General features: G+C 41.7%; 20 protein-coding genes and 4 pseudogenes. 11 read left to right on the top strand and 13 right to left on the bottom strand.

Features of this window, described 5'->3' with window-relative positions; all coding sequences use genetic code 11:
* Window positions 1-191: 191 nt before the first annotated feature.
* The 3 genes and pseudogenes from FS628_RS10050 to FS628_RS10040 form a co-directional block, all read right to left on the bottom strand.
* A pseudogene (locus tag FS628_RS10050) lies at window positions 192-407 on the bottom strand (hypothetical protein); the annotation flags it as partial.
* Window positions 408-595: 188 nt separating this feature from the next.
* Window positions 596-745 (bottom strand): hypothetical protein, encoded by a 150-nt coding sequence (locus FS628_RS31330; RefSeq protein WP_186327783.1) that lies wholly within the window; start codon window positions 743-745, stop codon window positions 596-598.
* A gap of 781 nt (window positions 746-1526) precedes the next feature.
* Window positions 1527-2072, bottom strand: a complete 546-nt coding sequence (locus FS628_RS10040; protein WP_145321555.1) for a helix-turn-helix domain-containing protein — start codon at window positions 2070-2072, stop codon at window positions 1527-1529.
* A gap of 256 nt (window positions 2073-2328) precedes the next feature.
* On the opposite strand from FS628_RS10040, the gene FS628_RS10035 reads away from it, so the two are divergent.
* From FS628_RS10035 to FS628_RS10020, 4 genes are all read left to right on the top strand, one after another.
* Window positions 2329-3222 (top strand): MBL fold metallo-hydrolase, encoded by an 894-nt coding sequence (locus tag FS628_RS10035; RefSeq protein WP_145321553.1) that lies wholly within the window; start codon window positions 2329-2331, stop codon window positions 3220-3222.
* A 26-nt stretch (window positions 3223-3248) separates the two neighbouring features.
* Window positions 3249-4250, top strand: a complete 1002-nt coding sequence (locus FS628_RS10030; RefSeq protein ID WP_145321551.1) for an alpha/beta hydrolase — start codon at window positions 3249-3251, stop codon at window positions 4248-4250.
* Between the two features lie 116 nt (window positions 4251-4366).
* On the top strand, window positions 4367-4756 hold the full coding sequence (locus FS628_RS10025) for a Rid family detoxifying hydrolase (RefSeq protein WP_145321549.1): 390 nt from the start codon (window positions 4367-4369) through the stop codon (window positions 4754-4756).
* Between the two features lie 41 nt (window positions 4757-4797).
* Window positions 4798-5703, top strand: coding sequence for a DMT family transporter (locus FS628_RS10020; protein WP_145321547.1), 906 nt, complete (start codon window positions 4798-4800; stop codon window positions 5701-5703).
* 466 nt (window positions 5704-6169) lie between these two features.
* On the opposite strand, the pseudogene pyrH reads toward FS628_RS10020, so the two are convergent.
* The 6 genes and pseudogenes from pyrH to FS628_RS09990 form a co-directional block, all read right to left on the bottom strand.
* Window positions 6170-6325: pseudogene (pyrH, locus tag FS628_RS10015) on the bottom strand (UMP kinase); the annotation flags it as partial.
* 197 nt (window positions 6326-6522) lie between these two features.
* Window positions 6523-6888, bottom strand: a pseudogene (locus FS628_RS10010) (DUF2750 domain-containing protein).
* Window positions 6889-6907: 19 nt separating this feature from the next.
* The gene (locus FS628_RS33105) at window positions 6908-7027 is read right to left on the bottom strand and encodes a polymorphic toxin type 8 domain-containing protein (RefSeq protein ID WP_186327782.1); all 120 of its coding nucleotides are present in this window, start codon (window positions 7025-7027) and stop codon (window positions 6908-6910) included.
* 329 nt (window positions 7028-7356) lie between these two features.
* The gene (locus tag FS628_RS10000) at window positions 7357-7725 is read right to left on the bottom strand and encodes a hypothetical protein (RefSeq protein ID WP_145321545.1); all 369 of its coding nucleotides are present in this window, start codon (window positions 7723-7725) and stop codon (window positions 7357-7359) included.
* 1 nt (window position 7726) lies between these two features.
* Window positions 7727-8074, bottom strand: a complete 348-nt coding sequence (locus tag FS628_RS09995; RefSeq protein WP_145321544.1) for a YolD-like family protein — start codon at window positions 8072-8074, stop codon at window positions 7727-7729.
* Window positions 8071-9288, bottom strand: coding sequence for a DNA polymerase IV (locus FS628_RS09990; protein WP_186327853.1), 1218 nt, complete (start codon window positions 9286-9288; stop codon window positions 8071-8073). The genes FS628_RS09995 and FS628_RS09990 overlap by 4 nt, the downstream gene beginning before the upstream one ends.
* A gap of 370 nt (window positions 9289-9658) precedes the next feature.
* Between FS628_RS09990 and FS628_RS09985 the strand changes: the two genes are divergently transcribed.
* The 3 genes from FS628_RS09985 (at window position 9659) to FS628_RS09975 (ending at window position 11617) form a co-directional block, all read left to right on the top strand.
* A complete protein-coding gene (locus FS628_RS09985) occupies window positions 9659-10324 on the top strand; it encodes a hypothetical protein (protein ID WP_145321540.1) in 666 nt (221 codons plus the stop codon).
* 176 nt (window positions 10325-10500) lie between these two features.
* Window positions 10501-11043 (top strand): hypothetical protein, encoded by a 543-nt coding sequence (locus FS628_RS09980; protein ID WP_145321539.1) that lies wholly within the window; start codon window positions 10501-10503, stop codon window positions 11041-11043.
* A gap of 55 nt (window positions 11044-11098) precedes the next feature.
* On the top strand, window positions 11099-11617 hold the full coding sequence (locus tag FS628_RS09975) for a hypothetical protein (RefSeq protein ID WP_145321537.1): 519 nt from the start codon (window positions 11099-11101) through the stop codon (window positions 11615-11617).
* Window positions 11618-12041: 424 nt separating this feature from the next.
* On the opposite strand, the gene FS628_RS09970 is transcribed toward FS628_RS09975, so the two are convergent.
* Window positions 12042-12482 carry a hypothetical protein gene (locus FS628_RS09970; RefSeq protein WP_145321535.1) on the bottom strand — a complete coding sequence of 147 codons (441 nt, stop codon included), beginning with the start codon at window positions 12480-12482 and terminating at the stop codon, window positions 12042-12044.
* Complete coding sequence (locus FS628_RS09965) at window positions 12483-12689, bottom strand: helix-turn-helix transcriptional regulator (protein WP_145321533.1); 207 nt, start codon at window positions 12687-12689, stop codon at window positions 12483-12485.
* Window positions 12690-13094: 405 nt separating this feature from the next.
* On the opposite strand from FS628_RS09965, the pseudogene FS628_RS09960 reads away from it, so the two are divergent.
* Window positions 13095-13397 (top strand): annotated as a pseudogene (locus FS628_RS09960) (PhzF family phenazine biosynthesis protein); the annotation flags it as partial.
* Window positions 13398-13659: 262 nt separating this feature from the next.
* On the opposite strand, the gene FS628_RS09955 reads toward FS628_RS09960, so the two are convergent.
* Window positions 13660-14295, bottom strand: coding sequence for a TetR/AcrR family transcriptional regulator (locus tag FS628_RS09955; RefSeq protein ID WP_145321529.1), 636 nt, complete (start codon window positions 14293-14295; stop codon window positions 13660-13662).
* 121 nt (window positions 14296-14416) lie between these two features.
* Between FS628_RS09955 and FS628_RS09950 the strand changes: the two genes are divergently transcribed.
* The 3 genes from FS628_RS09950 (at window position 14417) to FS628_RS09940 (ending at window position 17707) form a co-directional block, all read left to right on the top strand.
* Window positions 14417-15985 carry an FAD-dependent monooxygenase gene (locus FS628_RS09950; RefSeq protein WP_145321527.1) on the top strand — a complete coding sequence of 523 codons (1569 nt, stop codon included), beginning with the start codon at window positions 14417-14419 and terminating at the stop codon, window positions 15983-15985.
* A gap of 91 nt (window positions 15986-16076) precedes the next feature.
* Window positions 16077-17003, top strand: a complete 927-nt coding sequence (locus FS628_RS09945; RefSeq protein WP_186327781.1) for an ABC transporter ATP-binding protein — start codon at window positions 16077-16079, stop codon at window positions 17001-17003.
* The gene (locus FS628_RS09940; RefSeq protein ID WP_145321525.1) at window positions 17000-17707 is read left to right on the top strand and encodes an ABC transporter permease; all 708 of its coding nucleotides are present in this window, start codon (window positions 17000-17002) and stop codon (window positions 17705-17707) included. Before FS628_RS09945 ends, FS628_RS09940 begins: the two co-directional genes overlap by 4 nt.
* Window positions 17708-17983: 276 nt before the next feature.
* Here FS628_RS09940 and FS628_RS09935 read toward each other — a convergent pair.
* The coding region (locus FS628_RS09935; RefSeq protein WP_145321523.1) for an IS3 family transposase at window positions 17984-18195 on the bottom strand (212 nt) is incomplete at its 5' end.

The raw sequence follows: 18195 nt of genomic DNA, 5'->3' as shown, positions 1-18195 counted from the left end.
AATACCCGTGAATTCGTTCCCATTTGAATAATCGGAAAACAGTTTTTCACGTAATCTTTTAATTGTGTGTATCGACTGTACATTGATCATAAATTTGCTGGCGGGACGACTTCCACACTTCTCTGAGTAATTCTTCTCTAGAAAACGCCTTTTCCTGATGCTTAACCAAAAATAAAGCAAATCATATGCAGCAACCCTTCACGGACAGCGTGCTCGTTTACATGGATCACTCCCATTCCTGCAATCTCCAGTGCTTCTACCTCTTGTCTTAAGCCATAGGCCAGTTGATATGCAACTTGTTCCCGTGAGATATCATCACGTACGAATGACCAGTTCATAATAGTGATTAGGCCTGTTAACGTTCCTTTAACCGGACGTTCAGTCAAGGATTGAGCATATAAGGTCTGGCATTCGAAGAGCTCAGTCGTAGCCATTAGCTTAATTTGTGGTGCTTTCCATCAAGAGGCTGTCCCATAAGTAACCCCGACTTTATGCGACAAGGATCACGGTCGACGGCTCTTGGACGGCTCGCTAAGGGTCTCGAAAGAAATAAAACAGCCAAGGAAGGCGCATGCCTCCTTGGCTGTTCTTCGTACTAGACTTCTATCGATTGAACAAGGCCTTTCAGCTTCTCGGCCGACTTGTGCAACAGCGCCTTCTCGGAATCCGAAATCTCCACCTTCAGCAACAAGTACGCATCCCAGTCTCTTCTTCGAGCTATAATTTCAAGTTCTTTATTGTACAATACAAGATCTTCACAGATTTTTTAAAGTTCCGATAAGAATTTTTCTGATTTTGTAATGATAGAGGAAAATAACATTTCTTGAAATCTCTAAGCACTTCCGATGCTTCAACGTAATGTGGCTAAAACTAAGCAAGCGGTCATACGTTTAAGACTTATCATTATCGTACCATCCTTCTTGGATATAATCGTAACTATAAGTATTTATCGGATGTTTGGCTTACTATGTAAAGAATCGTATTAAAATAGAAGCGAATCAAGACTCATAACAACTCCTCCACCTCTGCAATTATTTAGTTAACCTGCCCATTAGTTGAACAAAAGCAGCCCATCGTGTTGATCTGTTGCTTACTTTGTTTTACAATGCTATCGTTTCCCGTTAGCTTAGCAATGATCAACTCTTTTATTTCATTTTCCTTTTGCAGAAGACTCTTGACCAAAAGAAAGGTGCATTCCCTATCAACACAATAGTAACCTCCCAGCCCGTTTTACCTTGCGAGAATAAATTGATTTAATGACAAAACCAACAACGCTGAAGTAAAAATATGTACGTGTTTTTAGCAGACTTACTATTTTGACATTGTTCGATTTCATCTGCTCATGGCAGTTTCATTTTGAGTCCTCCTCGTAAGTAAATAATTGGTGGTCAACTGTAATCTAGTTGCACTGATATTTTAAATGCTAAGGTCAAAGTGGGTTGCGAAAAGAAGAAACAAGTCATTTTTAATACTACTTATTTCAAAACATAAGCTCACTTTATATGAAGGTATAATTCGGTTTGGACTTAAAAAGTTGGAGGCGTCGACACGGCAATCACCAAGGTCTCACCTTTATATACATTCTTATAGCTATGCGGTGTCTTGGCATCGAAATATATACTATCTCCCTCTTCTAACGTATATCTATCATTACCAAGCATGAACTCCAGGCAACCAGAATGGACATACAGAAACTCCTCTCCTTCGCTGTGTCCTACGCCAACATCACCAGAAGTCGCACCTTCTTCAAGCACCCCCCAGATTGGTCCCATCTTATTTTTACTTCCCTCGCTAAGGGAATACCATGTAATACGTGAGCCTTCAGAATGTACCAACGGTTTACGTTCGTTTTTTCTCACAACGATGCTTTGTTCTTTCTCTCCAAATAGATCAGTAAAATTCACGTTTAACGCATTGGCAATCCTTTTTAGGACACTTATCGACGGATTCGCTTTGTTCCGTTCAATTTCGCTGAGAAAAGATACTGAGATAGATCCTGCTTTTGCCACTTCTTTAAGAGTTAATTTCTGCTTTTTGCGGGTATTTCTGATGACCTCGCCTATAGAATTCATCTTTCATGTCTCCTTCACATTTGATTTTTTTCGCTCTCAGCGAAATTTATAATTTGATAATAATTAAAATATCTAGCAATAGCAAGCTTTCTTACGGTCGTTCAATTTCGGTGTAAAAACGTTGATTTAAGAACATTATTGGATTAAGATTTTAACAAGACTGATGTGCAAATACGTTCCCGGGACATGTACACATAATTCTTTTTAAATATAGAATTTCATTTCCAGCGAAATTTTGAAGGAGGCGATGAGCTATATGACTAAGCTACCTAAGATTTACACCGTAGGCGATACTACTGTTACCCGAGTCACCGAAATGGTAATCAGTGGTGTTCCACCAGAAATTTATTTCCCAGGGACGTGGGATCCCTCTGTATTAGAAGAGAATCAACAATTCTTCCCTGAGGGCTTGCTTGACGAAAATTCGCAACTCATCGTGAGTATTGGCACCTGGGTCGTGAAGACACCCCATCATATGATTCTTATTGATACAGCTACAGGTAACGATAAAAACCTGCCACTAAATCCGGATCTTGCCAATCTGCAGCTACCTTATCTCGAGCGACTTCAAGAGGCGGGCGTTACTCCTGAAGAAGTCGATTACGTATTACTAACTCATTTGCATGTGGATCATGTCGGTTGGAATACGAGGCTAGTTGACGGCAAATGGGTACCTACATTCCCCAATGCCAAGTACGTATTCCCTATTAAAGAACAAGAGTATTACTCCAGCGAAGCGAGCCATAACAAAGAAAATGAAGCAAATTTCAATGTTTATGAAGAGAGTGTACTTCCGATCGTTGAGGCAGGCTTGACGGAAACTATCGGTCCAGAAGGCGGAAAGTTTCTAGATATATTTACATTCATTCCGACTCCAGGTCACAGTATCGGACAAATGTCTATTCGTCTTTCATCGGGTGGTGAAGAAGCTTTGTTCGGCGCCGATATCATGCATCACCCATTCCAAGTTATGCGACCGGATTGGAATTCTATGTACTGTGAATTTGGCGATCAGGCCCGAATTTCACGCCGCTGGGCTTTGGAATATGTTGCCGACCGTCCAATTATCTATTTCAGTACGCACTTCCCAGAGAGTTCAGCGGGATACGTCACCCGAAGCGAAGACGGCTTCAACTGGCGCTTTATCTAATACATTGAAGAGAGGCGAAAAATATAATGTCTAACAACACATTCAACAAATCTATCTCCATCGTATCTGAGAACTTTAACATAGCTAGCGATACGCCTGGTATTGAGCTATCGGTCCTTAATAAACGTCCTGCATCTATGAATGTCTTCTCTAATGAGAAAACGATCGTCATGGTCCACGGTGCTACTTATCCAATTGGCAGCCTATATGATGTTGAGCTAGACGGTTTCACCTTCCTTGATTACCTCGCAAGTCACGGTTATGACGTCTATGCAGTAGATGTTCGTGGCTATGGTGGATCCACAAGACCGCCAGAAATGGAGCAACCTGCTGATCAGAATCCTCCGCTTGTCCGTACAGAAACCGGAGTTCGTGACTTTGGCTCGGCCGTAGACTTCGTCCTAAAGCATCGAAATCTATCGAAGGTCAATGTACTTGGGATGTCTTGGGGCGGTACGGTGGCTGGGGCATATACAAGCCGTAATAATAACAAAGTGAACAAGTTAACCCTTATCGCTCCTCAGTGGCTGAGCAACAAACCAATCCCTATTGATACAGGCGGCCCGCTTGGCTCTTATCGCCTTGTGCCCGCAGGTACTACTAAAGAACGCTGGTTAAGTGCTGCTCCTGAAGGAAAACGTGACAGCTTGCTCCCTGAGGGTTGGTTTGAAAAATGGGTTGAAGCAACGCTGGCCTCCGATCCTAATAACAAGACCGTACACCCTGAGCATATTCGCGCTACCAACGGACCGATTCTAGACATACGTGAATATTGGACGGTTGGCAAAGCCTTCTATGAACCTAAAGATATCACCGTACCTGTACTCCTCATTCATGCGGAGTGGGATATCGATGTACCATTAGATTTGGCACAAAACTTCTTTACTTCCTTAACTGGAGCTGCTTATCGCCGTTGGGTGGAAATCGGAGAAGGTACTCATATGGTACTGCTCGAAAAAAATAGAGTTCAAGCGTTCCAAGCTGTTCAATCATTTCTAGACGAGAATTACACACCAGCGGGTCAATAACGACGCGATTAGCGGATTTTAATACAATCTCGAACCCGCAGCTTATTACTGCGGGTTCTTTATTAAACGAACAAAAACGACAATCATTCTATATTCATTAAAGGAGGAAAATCACCATGAATCATACTATGATTACATCCGCACAAGCGCCGGCGGCAATAGGCCCTTATTCGCAAGCCATTGCTACCGGAAATGTTATTTATACATCCGGAATGCTCCCGATAGATGCTGAAGGCCAATTAAAGGAAGGCATCATTGCACAAACCCAACAGATCCTGATGAACCTTCAGAACGTGTTATCTGAAGCTGGTTTCACCCTAGAAGACGTTGTGAAAACCTCCGTTTTTATGACGAATCTAGATCACTTCGGGCAAATGAATGACGTTTATAGTCACTATTTTGGTAATCATCATCCCGCAAGAACTACCGTACAGGTAGCTAAGCTACCACGTAACGCTGAAATCGAGATCGAACTGGTTGCCATCAAACGACAGCTTAACCAATAAGGCTATTGGATTAGTCAAATTTTGAAAGAAGGCTCATCGGCTTGCGAACTTACCAGCTTCTCTTACTTTGTGCGACTCTTTATGGAAGCAATTTCATATTCGGCTCACTCTTGCTGCAGGAGTTTCCTGCAATGCATCTTTCCGCATACCGCCTTGCCGTCTCCTCCGTGTTCCTAATTGGCTATCTCATCTTGTCCAGACGTATGATTCGATTGACTTCACGGGATATCATCTACTTAATTCCGCTCGCTCTTATTGGGATGTTGCTGCATCAGGTATCTTTCTTTACTGGTTTGCAGACGATAGATGCAACGACAGCTTCGCTTATTTTATCGCTCTCTCCTATATTTACCGCTTTGTTAGCGCGACTCTTCTTAAAAGAACCATTCACTCTGCGTATGAAGGTAGGATCTCTGGTTGCGCTTATCGGTGTCTTTTTTGTAGTCAGCCAAGGTAGAGGATTACATGTATCACTGACAACTGGTATGGGAATCATGTTTATTTGCATGCTCGCATTCTCTGGTTCTACCATTTTAATGAGAAAGCTCACAGAAAAAATGGATGCACTTGGAGCGACTGCATATACAACATTGCTGGGCTGCATGCTCGTATTTCCGGTGGCAGCATGGCGCGAACCTCATGAACAGAGCACCCTTTCCTTGGGATGGTGGGTACTCTTAATCGGTTTTGCTCTGCTCATTCAAGGCTTATGTGCAATCATCTGGAACAATCAAATTCGTAAAGTTGGCGCTGCCAAAGCATCGGTATTTCTGAATCTCCAACCATTTGTGGCCATGTTGCTTGGTTATTTCATGCTCGGTACCCCAGTCACCTTCACACAAGTTGGCGGTTCCATCCTCATTGTATGCGGAGTAGTTCTTTCTACTTTGCAGAGATTACCAAGAAATAGTTCTTATAACAAGAAGTTAAGAATAAACGAGGGTTAGTTCTGTTCAGGGCTTTTGTGTTTTCTCTTACGGTGATGATTGCTGTATAAGCGGCAGAGGTACTGCGAATTAATTCATTAGGCACTATAGGACACTTGGCCATTTTTGGAGTAGATATGTCAAGGGGGAGTTAAAAAATAAAATACGAGCATAGACGGCCATAGTTCGGTATTTTCACCGAACTATGGCCAGCCGTTTCAATAAGTGTTTAAATGCTTATTTTAAGCACCCAATTCCAAACGTAGCATTATAGCGTCAACCTTCAACTCGATTCTTCGCCTTACCACTGCTTGTGATACGGTTCACCGTGATGTATCTAAGCACAAAGTACAGTTTGACCACAAGATATACATATCAGTATAAACACAAACCCACTCCTTTGGTGGAGTGGGTTTGTGTTTATAACTTTTCTTTTATGGAACTATCGTTCCGCTAAATCAAGGGAGAGTGGTATTTCTAACATATTTCATTCCAACTCTGAAAATGATTCGCCACTAATTATCGTACCGTTATTCTTACCTTCACAAATTTCTTTCATCGAGCCTGGTTTATCGAAGTTAAACACATGCATTGGCAGATTGTAGTCTCTTGCTAAAATGAAAGCTGATTGGTCCATTACCTTGCCTCATGATGCTATGATCTCTAAGTTAAGAAGTCCTAATGCAGTGAGCGGAGGCAAAAAAGGATATTTTCCCGACGGAACTTATGATTATGTAAAGAAGTTTTATATTTGGGCTCGTTACTATTCAACTCATTTTTGTATATCCGACACGTTGACCTTCCCTCTCCTCAATTTATTCAACTAACCTGCCCGTTAGTTTAATGAATTAACGATTCTGTCTTTAAATGTATATCGACTTCTAATACAGCAGAATCAGCATTATTTAAGAATATTGAAGGTTTAAAACCCTCTTTTTTTAAATTGGGTAGAAACTCTTCTATGAACTCGTACAAATCCATACTTTTACTTGAGTAAATTTCCCAACCATCAGTTGCACAGTATTCCGCGAATTCTTTCTTAGGCTAAAATGGAAGTAATTTATTACCTTTATCATCTTCAGTAACTGACCAACCATTCTCATAAAGGCCCCACACTTCTTCTGAATCTACTACTTTTTTGATGAAGTATTCATAGCGAATATTTGCAGGGAGATTGATGACTGATTCAAATTCTTTCTGATTCATATTTCCTCCTAATGATTTTTTACCTTATTTTTCCATTATTATCGTATCTATGTTGTGTCTTATGGTTTTTTGTAATATTTAAAACACTGTGTTCGTAACCGTAACCCTTCCTTGCCTCGAAACCACGTTTGTTATGCAAACTGCCAAAGACTTGTAAAATCTCGTTCCGATCCGTAAGGTTTAGTTTACCAAAGCCAATTTTTCAAATACAGACCAAGGCGATTCATATTCATTGATCCATTCTCGTAATTCCTTTCATTTCATATGGTTTAATATGCCAACGGTATGATGATATTTCCGCTTTCAAATGACACTCTGCCATAATAATTGAATGTCAAATTAAACAAAAAATACCGACCCTTCAACTTCAAAGGTCGGTTTACCCATTTGGGAGAAGAAAACAATGGTTTTAAATGCATTATATCCACCCGATGTGGTTATATACCTTATTCTGCTTGAACTCCATGTTCATGTTGGCAATTCAGTAATATCAACGTTCATATGTTCAGTAAGCATTAAGGTTACATCCACTTTTACTTTGCTCCACAATAGTGTCATTTTATGAAGGTACCCTCTTACCGAATAATCTACCGTTAAACTCAGCTCAGATCTCTTTTCATCGATGATTTTAATATGATGTTCCTTTAGCCTTTGTTTCGATTTGTACATCTCTAAAGCAATTTTCTTTTGGGTCCCGTCCAGGTAGTCAACATACACAGATTTCATTTTGAAGTTTGAAGCGTATATTTTATGCTTATCTACCTCCAGAGCACCTAAAAGATAGGGGAGTTCTACCACCCTCTTCACGAGTGAAAGTTCCTCAGAAGTCTGTCGCACTTTACACGCCTCCTTCTTCAAGTTTTACTGCGACCAATTGATCAAAATCGACCCATTCAAATCCATTCTCCATTTCAATTTTGATTTTCTTTCCAAAGGTACTGACTGAAGTGACGATCCCATGTATATACCGATTGCCCCACTCATGAAACACTTCAAAGGTGGCTTGCAACGTATAATTGAGCGACATATCTATATGTTGAGCAATAATCTCCCACTCATCTTCATGGATCAGCGGTTTCGCTTGATAATGAATTTGAGTACGATGCTGTATAATCCGTTCTTTATGTTGTGGAAGCATCATGCGGCTCGATTCCCATAATCCATTGGCCTCCAGTTTTTTGCTCATTTGTAATGCCCCCCAATTTTAGATGCTCGATCGATCCCTTGACCCGCAGCCGTAATGGAGCTCGCTCGTAGAATGGCAATGTCGCCAAATCGATCCTTAATGTCGTCCATCACCTGATCAATAGCCCGTTTCTGCTCCTGATCATCAAAGAAAGATAGTTGATATGTATCCGCGTTGGATAATTGAGAAAGGGATACACCTACACGGCGCACAGGTTGCCCATCCCAGTGTTGATGGAATATGCGCTTGGCTATCTTGCACACATCAACAGTTATGTTTGTAGGATCAGACAGTTTAACCTGCCTGTGAAAACCCGTTGGATGGTCAAAATCCGCTCCAGACACACTCACGGAAACAACACTACCCATCAGCCCCTTTTTGCGGGCTCTTCTACACACTTCTGTGCAGATATCGAGGATAACCACTTCGATCTCCCATGCCTCTGTGAAATCTCTAGGCAGGGTCATTCCGTTTCCGATATCCTTTTGTGTACTGTGCGTGTTGACGGTTACTGGCGAATTGTCGAGTCCATTTGCGACTCTCCAGATGACTTCTCCATTAACACCCCACTTACTTCTTAATTTGGAAAGAGGCGTATTTGCCAGGTCTTTAATGGTTCGGATGCCCATCTTCCACAGATGTTTTTCCATTCTTGAGCCAATCCCCCACATATCGCGGATGGGCTTATCTCCAATGTGAAGGTGTAGTTCCTCTTTCTTTAAGTGGAAAATGCCCCCCTCTGCTTTTTTAGCAATCATATCGCAGCACAGTTTACTGATGATTTTGTTTTCGCCAATACCAGCTCTCGCGTAAACACCTGTTTCATTATAGATTTTGTCTTGAATTTGCTTGGCCAAATCGACTGGATCATTACCGAATAGATGCATAGACCCTGTAAAATCAGCGAATAATTCGTCTATGCTGTACGGTTCGACCAGATCGGTGAACTCCTCAATAATGGACATGATTTGAGTGGATACTTCGATGTATTCTTGCATGTGTGGTCTCACAATGATCAGTTCAGGGCACTTCTGAAGAGACTGCCAGAGTGGTTCCGCGGTAGATACCCCTTTAGCTTTGGCTAATGGACAAGCGGCAAGAATAATTCCAGAACGCCTTGCTGGATCTCCCGCGACGGCGAGTGGTCTATTTTTGTATTGAGGCATTTTTACCTTTTCGACTGAAGCATAAAACGACTGCATATCGATGAGCATAATGGTTCGTTGCTTAGCCAACACTGAAATCACTCCTGTACATTTAAGAACGTATGTTTGTATATTATAAGCCGAACACACGTTCTTTATGCAAGAGGTAAATATTTATATTCATCCGAGATTAACGGACAATGAAAAATCCCATTGCTTCTGAAAGTATATAATCCATGTAGAAAAAACAACCCCAATCGACTTATTACGATTGGGGTTGTTTTCAATTACACATGCCATGCTCCATACTGGACTGATCCTATTTAGTATTTCATACTCTCTACAATTGGAAAATTGTACAGATAGATCTATTCTCTTTTTTTGTGCTAACATCGCTAATGTTGTGTACATAGCAAAAAACATTAAGGGGTTTACTTAATTGCAGAAAAAGAAAGTTTTAATTTCATTGGGAGGACTATTAGTTCTCATCACCAGCCTAAGTTTATTTGCAGGTGTGGGGACTGTTTCAAAACCAGTATCATTTGATGCTTCAACTCCGGTTACCTTTAATATAAAGGAAAAATACAATGCTAAAAAAATTCCACCAGGCTTTGATAAGAGAGAAAATGTTGAGACTGGTAAAAAATTAGGTATCAATGTTAAAACAGCACAAAGTGAAACTTCTACCTTAAGAAAGAAGCTACGTTCAGCTATCAGTAAAGATTCAATAACTGTAAATCAAGAACTTAGAAATGATGGAGACTATCTTGTTGGTAACGGTGGGAGTATAGACCTTAGCATGGATGGAAAGAAACATAACTTATCCATTCTGAGTTCTTTGGTCTCTCATTATGAATTGAAAAATGGTAACCATCTTTTGACTGGTAGTTTTGAAACTGAAATCAAACAAGATAATGAGACTACTGTGCCTTCTACGGTTAGTTTCACAGGTATTGTTGAAACTGGTGAGGGGATCTACAGCGTAACTATGGGTACCATTGAAGAGGGTCCAGTCGTACTTATTTTTGGCGATGATAATTTCGCGACGCAAGAAATTCGTGACATTATCAGAGAGCAAGCCAACATTGAGGAGGACGTTCTCTAATGAAAATTAAGAACAAGTTTAATATCGTATTTGTTCTAGCAATTCTGATTTTCACTGGAATCTCTTCAGTACCTGTACATGCACAAAATATGGGGGAATATTACCACAAAGGGAACGCTTATAGCAGCTAATACGACAGTGGAAATCAAGCAGTAAATGGCTGGAGTACCGTGGTCATGGCTACTTCATCAAGAATGGCTAGTCAAGGTAGTCTTGAATACACATCGATACAAGCCTGGGCAAGACTTGATACACTAAATGCTCAATATAGTCCCTATTATATCCCTACAGTTGTTGCCATAGAGACAAAGATGAAAACAACTACAACAAATAGTGATAGAGACTTTTATTTAATCCAAACTAATCCGGGGAATAACGTCAAGAAACATGCGGTGGATTCATTTATATTCGATTTGATCGATTATAGAATTCCTGGCGTGAGTTTGGTTGGTAAGCTAGCTGAAAACTATGCAAATGGCTTTACTTCTGGTACAGAACAAAATTTATCAAACCCTAAAAATGGTACTTTAACTTTTTTGAATCCTAATAACGCTAGTTTATCAAACAATGTTAGTTGGAAAGATGCTAATCAAGTTATTGGTTCCAGAAAAATTCGGGGGCAGCTGCAGAGTTTCACTTCACTGTGGCAAACGGAAATCAAATTAACGTTGCACCTCAAGCTCGGGTACAGTACGGTTTATATACAACCAACACCATAATCCCTATTAAGTTGTGGTCAAATTATGCGTTTGTGAACCACACGTTGAATTAATGATGACGAAAAAATATTCTAAAATCACCATAGTCGTTGTCGTTTTGTTGCTTATTGCTTCAACATATATTTTAGTTGAAAACTCAATGAGCACGAAAGAAGTTGAGGTTAATTCGAATTATTATACTGGTTTTGTTTCGAGAGTACAGAAATTAGATGATACACTTTCTCAAACCAGTGAGGTAGGGTCTAATGGAGAAATTGAGCAAATGTTTGATGTTTATACTTCCATTATTTTAGTGAATGACCGATTAACTCTTCTAAAAGAAAATGCTAAAAATTTCTCTGAACTAAATGTTCTTATCAATGACTTTTTAATATTTAGAGATGAATATGGTTATCTTGTAAAGGATCAATTAAAAGGTAATCGTGCAGATTCTGAAGTACGTTTAAAAGTGGCCAAACAGGTCAAATTATTCCTGAATGACTTGCCGATAGAGTACCAGAGTTCCAAGGGATTTTCAGATCAGTTTAGTGTTGCTGCTGATCATATAAAACCTTTATTACATCTTAATTTTTAATTTATTTGAGCCGCGCTTGCGGCTCTTTTTCTATATTCAAAGAAAATCTAATCCTAGCAACATGATCCATCATGATACTATTTAGATATTTACTAACCGAAATGACACAATGTTCTTGTCCCCCGACACTACTTTCACTGGTAAACTGTTCTTGACCTGAAATTATGAGATCGTTATCAATTTGAATTGCTGTACTTGTAACCATCTATCAAAACTTGACTGAGATGTTTGATCTTTTATTCTTTCTAGAACTTAATTCCAAATGTCATCTTTGTTATTAAGTATATTCATTTTGATTGTATGAGCATCATTCTCTTCTTGAGTTAGGAAACGATCAACTGTCTTATTAAGAATCTTCGCTAGATGAACCAATATATTGATATCCGGTAAACATTCACCTCTCTCCTCTGCTTTGATCTAAACCTTAAATTTTTCTCGCATAATACATCCACAGTGCAAAAAATACGATTAAAACAAATAATAAGCAAGCTAGTAAGGTGTAGAATATCAAGGGATTAAAGAAACCGGCGATCACGGAGGCAATGCCCAGACCAATGAGAATGATTGCAATGCTGAGTGTGCCGGCACTCTGGAGTATCATTACACTCCGCTCGTCATTCTCCTCAATATACTGCTTCTTCAGCTCGGCTTCATTATTGCTGGCTTTTATATACCTGACGAGGAAAAAAGCGACGGCCACTTCAACCCCGATAAAAGCGCCTGTGTGAAATCCCTTTATAAAACTAGGCAAATCGGGTAGTCCACCTCGGTAAAATATAAGTCCTACATAGATCAATAGCGTAGCAGCAGCTACCAATGACAGTACGTTTTTGCGAGTTTTTACTTTAATCTTGTACTTGTCCATTTACATTTCCTCCACTTCGCTGAAATCAAAAACATCTTCAATGGCGAGTCCGAAAAAATTGGCAATTTTGTAAGCAAGAATCAGGGAAGCCGTATACTTTTCCCTTTCAAGGGAGGTAATGGTTTGCCGGGTAACACCAACAATTCGTCCCAGCTCTTCCTGTGACAGCTTATGCTGCTTCCGCAGTTCTGCAATTCTTGTCTTCAAGTGATCACGTCCTTGCAATGTTTACTTTGCATTTTTAGCATAGTTCACTTTGCATTATGTGTCAAGTGAACTTTGCATTTTATATGGTTTACAAATTTCACCGAAGGAGTTTGCAAAATGGGGCTTCCTCTAAGCTTCTGGCCGTTATGGATCAATCCGAAAGACGTGCCTATGAAAATGAGCCCCTCCCCTGAATTCGTCAAAATAATTTTAATCGCCATAGAATTTCATAGGTTAAACCTGGGGTTTTTCCAATGTCCACCCTAAAGGGGTGCATTTCTCCCCAAAATGTTTGCACTCTCAGTTGGTTTTTTCTTGTTACTTACCTCTGAATGCAAAACAATCCAAGCCCCTCTTTGTAAAAGGAGGGCTTGGCTCGGTTGATTTTGTTTATATAAGATGCCAGAAGCGGTTCAAACCGCTACACCTGATTTCTCTAAACTGAAAGAGTTACCAGACGATCTTGGTGTCTCCATTACAGCGAAAAGCGACAAATTCGATTTTGCATCTAGAAGCTTTTTTCCAAAGTTAAATGAAGATCCAGTATGCGGTTCCGCGCACTGTAACTTCATTCCCTACTGGGCAAAACGGTTGGGTAAAAAGGAGATAACAGCAAGACAGCTTTCTAAACGTGGTGGAAATTTATACTTCAAACTCGAAAATGACCGTGTTTCTCTTATCGAGTCTTTGTTTCCAATAAGAATGTGAAAACTGCCCTGTAGTACGCTACTTATACAGCGTTTTTTATTTAGATAATCATCTAATCGGTAATCGGACTATGTTCTTGTCCATGTCGGCAAACGGTACAAGTTCTTGTCCTTGGCTCGGGACAAGAACTTGTACCGATAAAATAAAAAAGCCGCTAAAATAGCGACTTCAATGGGACGATGTTCTTGCCCCTCGACATATATATATACCATTCTTTTATCGTTAAGCAAAACCGCAATCAGTTTGATGGCTGATTTTCGTTTTAAACAGTGCGTTTTCCATAAGCGCAAAGAAAGACGCGTACGCCTTCTGAGATGATGCGTTTGGTTTGTTCCTCCTCCAAATTGCCTGCTTTTATCGGTTGATCAAATACCAACAAAAACGTTAAGGCAGCGAAGTGCTTTGTAGCCATTACAGGATCTGGCACGTCGAGCAGTCCGGTTTGTCCAAACTCGGTAAACCTCCTGATAATCCCCTCTTCCGTTGCGTTATCCAGCTTTTCTAAAAATGAGCCTGGCAAGTTGGTGGCTTCCATTGTAACCAGACGCATCAAAGCGCTGTAATCGGACGAACCGTTCGCAGAAGCTACGAATTGTTCGCAGAATAAGATGAGCGCCTGCTCCAGATCCTCGAATTCCCAGAGGTAGTCTGATATCCCTTTCTTGATCATGTCCAGAACCGCCTCACTGGTTTCTTCCACAACAGCAAGCAGTAAGTTCTGTTTGTCGCCATAATAATCATAAACGGTCCGTTTGGAAACTCCCGCTTTAGCTGCGACTGCATCGACGCTGGAACGATCAAACCCATCTGAAAGAAACAGGTCTCGTGCTGCCGCAATAATTTTGGCTCGTTTGTCTGAAGAGCCTTTGCGGATTTTTTTGTTTTCCGTATTATCCATCCTTATGTTTCCCCCCTATAGGTATACTATCAAAAATGAGTTCCACTTTACAAACTACACTGCACGGTGTAGTATAATCAATGCAACATATCACAATCAATGATTAAGGAGGATTTTATCCATGAAAACCGTGCAGTCTTTTGTTGATGTTCTCATTGTCGGGGCCGGACCAACAGGGCTTACACTTGCCTGTGACCTTGCCCGTCGAAACGTCGACCATCGTATTATTGAACGAAGCGCCTTATATAACGTAGCGTCTCGCGCCAAAGCAATCCAGCCCCGCTCGCTTGAGGTTGTTGATGATTTGGAGGCCGTTCGTTACATTATGGACACAGGTGTTGTGGATTTGCCTGTTCGTTACTATACCGCAGATGGCAGGAATGTGGACAAGCCGGCTATTACCGTTGCAGCCAGTGCCGAACTGGAGACACCCTATCGTGATCCGGTCTGGATTGCTCAGTATGATGTGGAAAAAGCATTGCGCGACCGCTATGCGGCGCTTGGCGGTCAAGTCGAGTTGGGCGTGGAAGCTGTAGGGCTTGAACAGGATTTGGATGGTGTGACGGTAACCGTGAATACACCGCAAGGAGAAGAGCAAATTCGCGCTCGTTATGTCGTCGGCGCTGACGGGGGCAAAAGCAATATCCGCAAGTTTATTCAGTTGCAGCTAGTTGGAGAAACACATGATGATGAGCGATGGTATCTTGGCGATGTACGATTGGAAGGGTTAGATCGTGACCATATCCATATCTGGACATCTTCGGAGGGGATGGTCGGGGTGACACCGCTACCGAAATCCGATATTTGGCAGCTGCAGGCTACAATTCCGGCAGACATTGAAGAACCAGAGCAGCCATCGCTAGTGGCGTATCAAGCCATGTTTGACCGCCGGGCCGGGGCAGGACTTGTTCGGCTCACGGATGCTTCCTGGCTTTCCATCTACCGGGTCAACGTCCGTATGGTTGAATGCTACCGCAATGGCCGGGTCTTCCTTGCCGGCGATGCTGCTCATGTTCATTCGCCGGCCGGCGGTCAAGGCATGAATACGGGGATGCAGGACGCGTACAATCTCGGCTGGAAGCTGGCAACTGTCATACGCGGAGCGGACACCGCCTTGCTCGACACGTACGATGAGGAGCGCCGCCCAGTGGCTCAAGCCGTGCTTGAGGACAGCTCGAAGAAGATGGATGGGGTCATAGGAACGGCGACTGAAGGCGGAGGGTTGTCCCAATCTTTGAGCACCATATCCGACGATCTGACGAGTGGGCTTCTCATTTCCTATCGGTCAAGTTCTCTTACCCGCCCGTCTGCTCGAACGAATGTTACCCGTTCATTGCCCGGGCATCGTGCTCCTAATGCCGAGAGTCTGCAAGGTACAGATTTTGCAGGAAGTGTATTTGACCTGTTGCGTGGTCCCCACTGGACTCTTTTGGCTTTTGTAAACCGCACAGATCATCTTTCTTTGGAGAACTTCACCTACGACGAACTTCATGTGCATTGCATCCTTCCATCGCATGTGGAAAGAGTGGAAGGCATAATAGACGCAGCAGGGAATGCCTATCGAATTTACGATGTAACAAGTAATGAATTCGTATTGATTCGTCCCGACGGTTACATCGCACTGCGGGCCTCCATTAATGATACCGCAACGATTTCGAATTACTTGAATTCCATTTATCGCGCAAAGTGATTTGGACAAGGCCGGCGGAATTCTTTTCAACATCTCATATGGCTGCCGGCTCTTATATTCGTTTAATTTAGGTTATGGAAGGACTGTTACTATGGAAGATATTATTCGAACCGTTAACTTGACAAAGCAATACGGGAATAAAGTCACTGTAGATCGCGTTTCGATTTCCGTTAAGAGAGGAGAAATCTATGGATTCCTGGGGTTGAACGGTGCGGGGAAAACGACAACCATCCGAGCTCTTCTCGGAATGAGCAAGCCTTCTTCCGGAGAAGTGTATTTGTTTGGTCAGCGCTGGGCGAATGGGAATCCCGATTTGTCAAGACGAGTAGGTTATATGGTGGAAGTTCCCTATGCCTACCCTACCTTTACGGTTAGGGAAAACTTGAGTTTGATGGCCAGATTGCGAGGATTACCGGTTCCGAGGGCAGTTGACGAAATTATGGAGCAATTGAATTTGACCCAATATGCGGATAGTAAGGCAAGAGATTTGTCACTTGGTAACGCGCAGAAACTTGGATTGGCCAAAGCGTTAATTCATAAGCCAGACGTTCTGATTCTTGATGAGCCAACCAATGCGCTTGATCCAGCCGGAATTGTCGAGATAAGGGAGATGCTGAAAGCTCTAGCTTCTCAACAAGGGGTTACCGTATTTATATCGAGCCATATCCTTGAGGAAATGTCCAAAATGGCTTCACGAATCGGCATTATTCACAAAGGCGTTTTGCTTGAAGAACTGACAACAAAAGACTTTGAAACTATCCGACGAAAGCAGTTGATGATCGGAACGAAGGATGATCAGAAGGCTCAAGCTATTCTTTCAGACTCCGGGTATGCGGTACATTCGACTTCGAATAACGGCTTTGCGCTACTGGATGATCATGCCGTTAAGCATCCCGAACATATTGCGAGATTGCTTGCTCAACATGAAGTACTGCTCACCATGCTTAACATTGAAGAAGAGAACTTGGAACATTATTTTCTCAATGTAATCGGAGTTAAGGAGGAAAAACCAGATTGAGACCATTGTTGACAGCCTGTAGTGTTGAAGTTTACAAATTGCGTCGGTCCTTTGTTTTATGGGGTACGCTTCTGTTTATATTGTTTGTCATCACGTTGTTCTTAGGACAGCCCAATTGGTCTTCTTTTTTTGAACGGGCTGCGTTTTTGTATGCATCTGTGTTTGGGCTGCTGGGGTTTGGATTGGTAACAAGTTGGACATTTGGCCGAGAGTATTCCGATCGAACGCTCAAGGATTTGCTCGTTTTGCCTGTATCACGTGGTAAAATCGCGATTGCCAAATATGTCGCAATTATATACTGGTGTTTTGTAATGATGTTGATCAGCTTTGCTTATGCCTTAATACTTGGTTTTTCAATCGGACTTCCCGGCTTTTCGTTTGCAATTGTTCAACATTATTTGTTCTTAATCCTTATGATTGGTGCTCTCCACCTATTATTAAGTGCTCCTCTTGCCCTATTGGCCTGTATATCGCGTGGTTATCTGGTACCGATCAGCTTTGCATTTACAACTTTAATGTTGGCATTGGTGTTCGGTCCTACCGCCATTGGAGCTTATCTGCCTTGGTCTGTACCTGCTTTGCATTTGCAGGAAAGCGGAGTATCTTTATTTCCCTTGTTGGGTACTAGTTATTTACTGGTTTTCTTAATCGGACTCCTAGGTCTCATTGGAACGGTTAAATGGTTACAAAACAGGGAGCAGTGATTGCCAGCCTCTTCATTTTTGCAAAGATCAAGCTTTTGATGCAGGAGCTTTCGTCTTACCTACTTTTCTTTTAATCAGCTCGCTAACTAATTGTTCAGTTGCCCAGCTAATATTACCTGCACCCTTTTGCATTCGCATCCATCAGATAATTACCTAATCCGAAATGACACAATGTTTTTTGTCCTTAGATTGGGACAAGAACATGTACCGATAACTTAAAAAAGCCGCTAAAATGGTCATAACCCTGTCAAGTAGACAGTACAAAAAAGACAAAATTTAAGCTGCGGCCGTTTCCCGGTATTCTACCGGAGAACGGTCGTTTAGTTTTTTCTGAAATCGGTTTTGGTTGTAAAACAATATGTATTCGCTCACTTGTAGTTCAACCTCTGCTTTATTTGCCGCTTTATTCAAGTATATTTTCTCCGTCTTTAAGTGAGAGAAAAAAGACTCGATACAGGCATTGTCTAGGCAATTTCCACGCCTAGAGT

Origin of the sequence: Paenibacillus xylanexedens (genome assembly GCF_007676705.1) — a bacterium.
In the GTDB taxonomy this organism is placed as follows: domain Bacteria; phylum Bacillota; class Bacilli; order Paenibacillales; family Paenibacillaceae; genus Paenibacillus; species Paenibacillus xylanexedens_C.
The sequence above is the reverse complement of the archived record's forward strand: the minus strand, read 5'-3'. Positions and strand labels throughout refer to the sequence as shown.

Excerpts from the sequence above, each read along its gene's own strand:
- FS628_RS10040 (WP_145321555.1), bottom strand. The coding sequence starts at position 2,072 with ATGAATTCTATAGGCGAGGTCATCAGAAATACCCGCAAAAAGCAGAAA.
- FS628_RS10035 (WP_145321553.1), top strand. The coding sequence starts at position 2,329 with ATGACTAAGCTACCTAAGATTTACACCGTAGGCGATACTACTGTTACC.
- FS628_RS10030 (WP_145321551.1), top strand. The coding sequence starts at position 3,249 with ATGTCTAACAACACATTCAACAAATCTATCTCCATCGTATCTGAGAAC.
- FS628_RS10025 (WP_145321549.1), top strand. The coding sequence starts at position 4,367 with ATGAATCATACTATGATTACATCCGCACAAGCGCCGGCGGCAATAGGC.
- FS628_RS09995 (WP_145321544.1), bottom strand. The coding sequence starts at position 8,074 with ATGAGCAAAAAACTGGAGGCCAATGGATTATGGGAATCGAGCCGCATG.
- FS628_RS09990 (WP_186327853.1), bottom strand. The coding sequence starts at position 9,288 with ATGCTCATCGATATGCAGTCGTTTTATGCTTCAGTCGAAAAGGTAAAA.
- FS628_RS09980 (WP_145321539.1), top strand. The coding sequence starts at position 10,501 with ATGGCTACTTCATCAAGAATGGCTAGTCAAGGTAGTCTTGAATACACA.
- FS628_RS09975 (WP_145321537.1), top strand. The coding sequence starts at position 11,099 with ATGACGAAAAAATATTCTAAAATCACCATAGTCGTTGTCGTTTTGTTG.
- FS628_RS09970 (WP_145321535.1), bottom strand. The coding sequence starts at position 12,482 with ATGGACAAGTACAAGATTAAAGTAAAAACTCGCAAAAACGTACTGTCA.
- FS628_RS09955 (WP_145321529.1), bottom strand. The coding sequence starts at position 14,295 with ATGGATAATACGGAAAACAAAAAAATCCGCAAAGGCTCTTCAGACAAA.
- FS628_RS09950 (WP_145321527.1), top strand. The coding sequence starts at position 14,417 with ATGAAAACCGTGCAGTCTTTTGTTGATGTTCTCATTGTCGGGGCCGGA.
- FS628_RS09945 (WP_186327781.1), top strand. The coding sequence starts at position 16,077 with ATGGAAGATATTATTCGAACCGTTAACTTGACAAAGCAATACGGGAAT.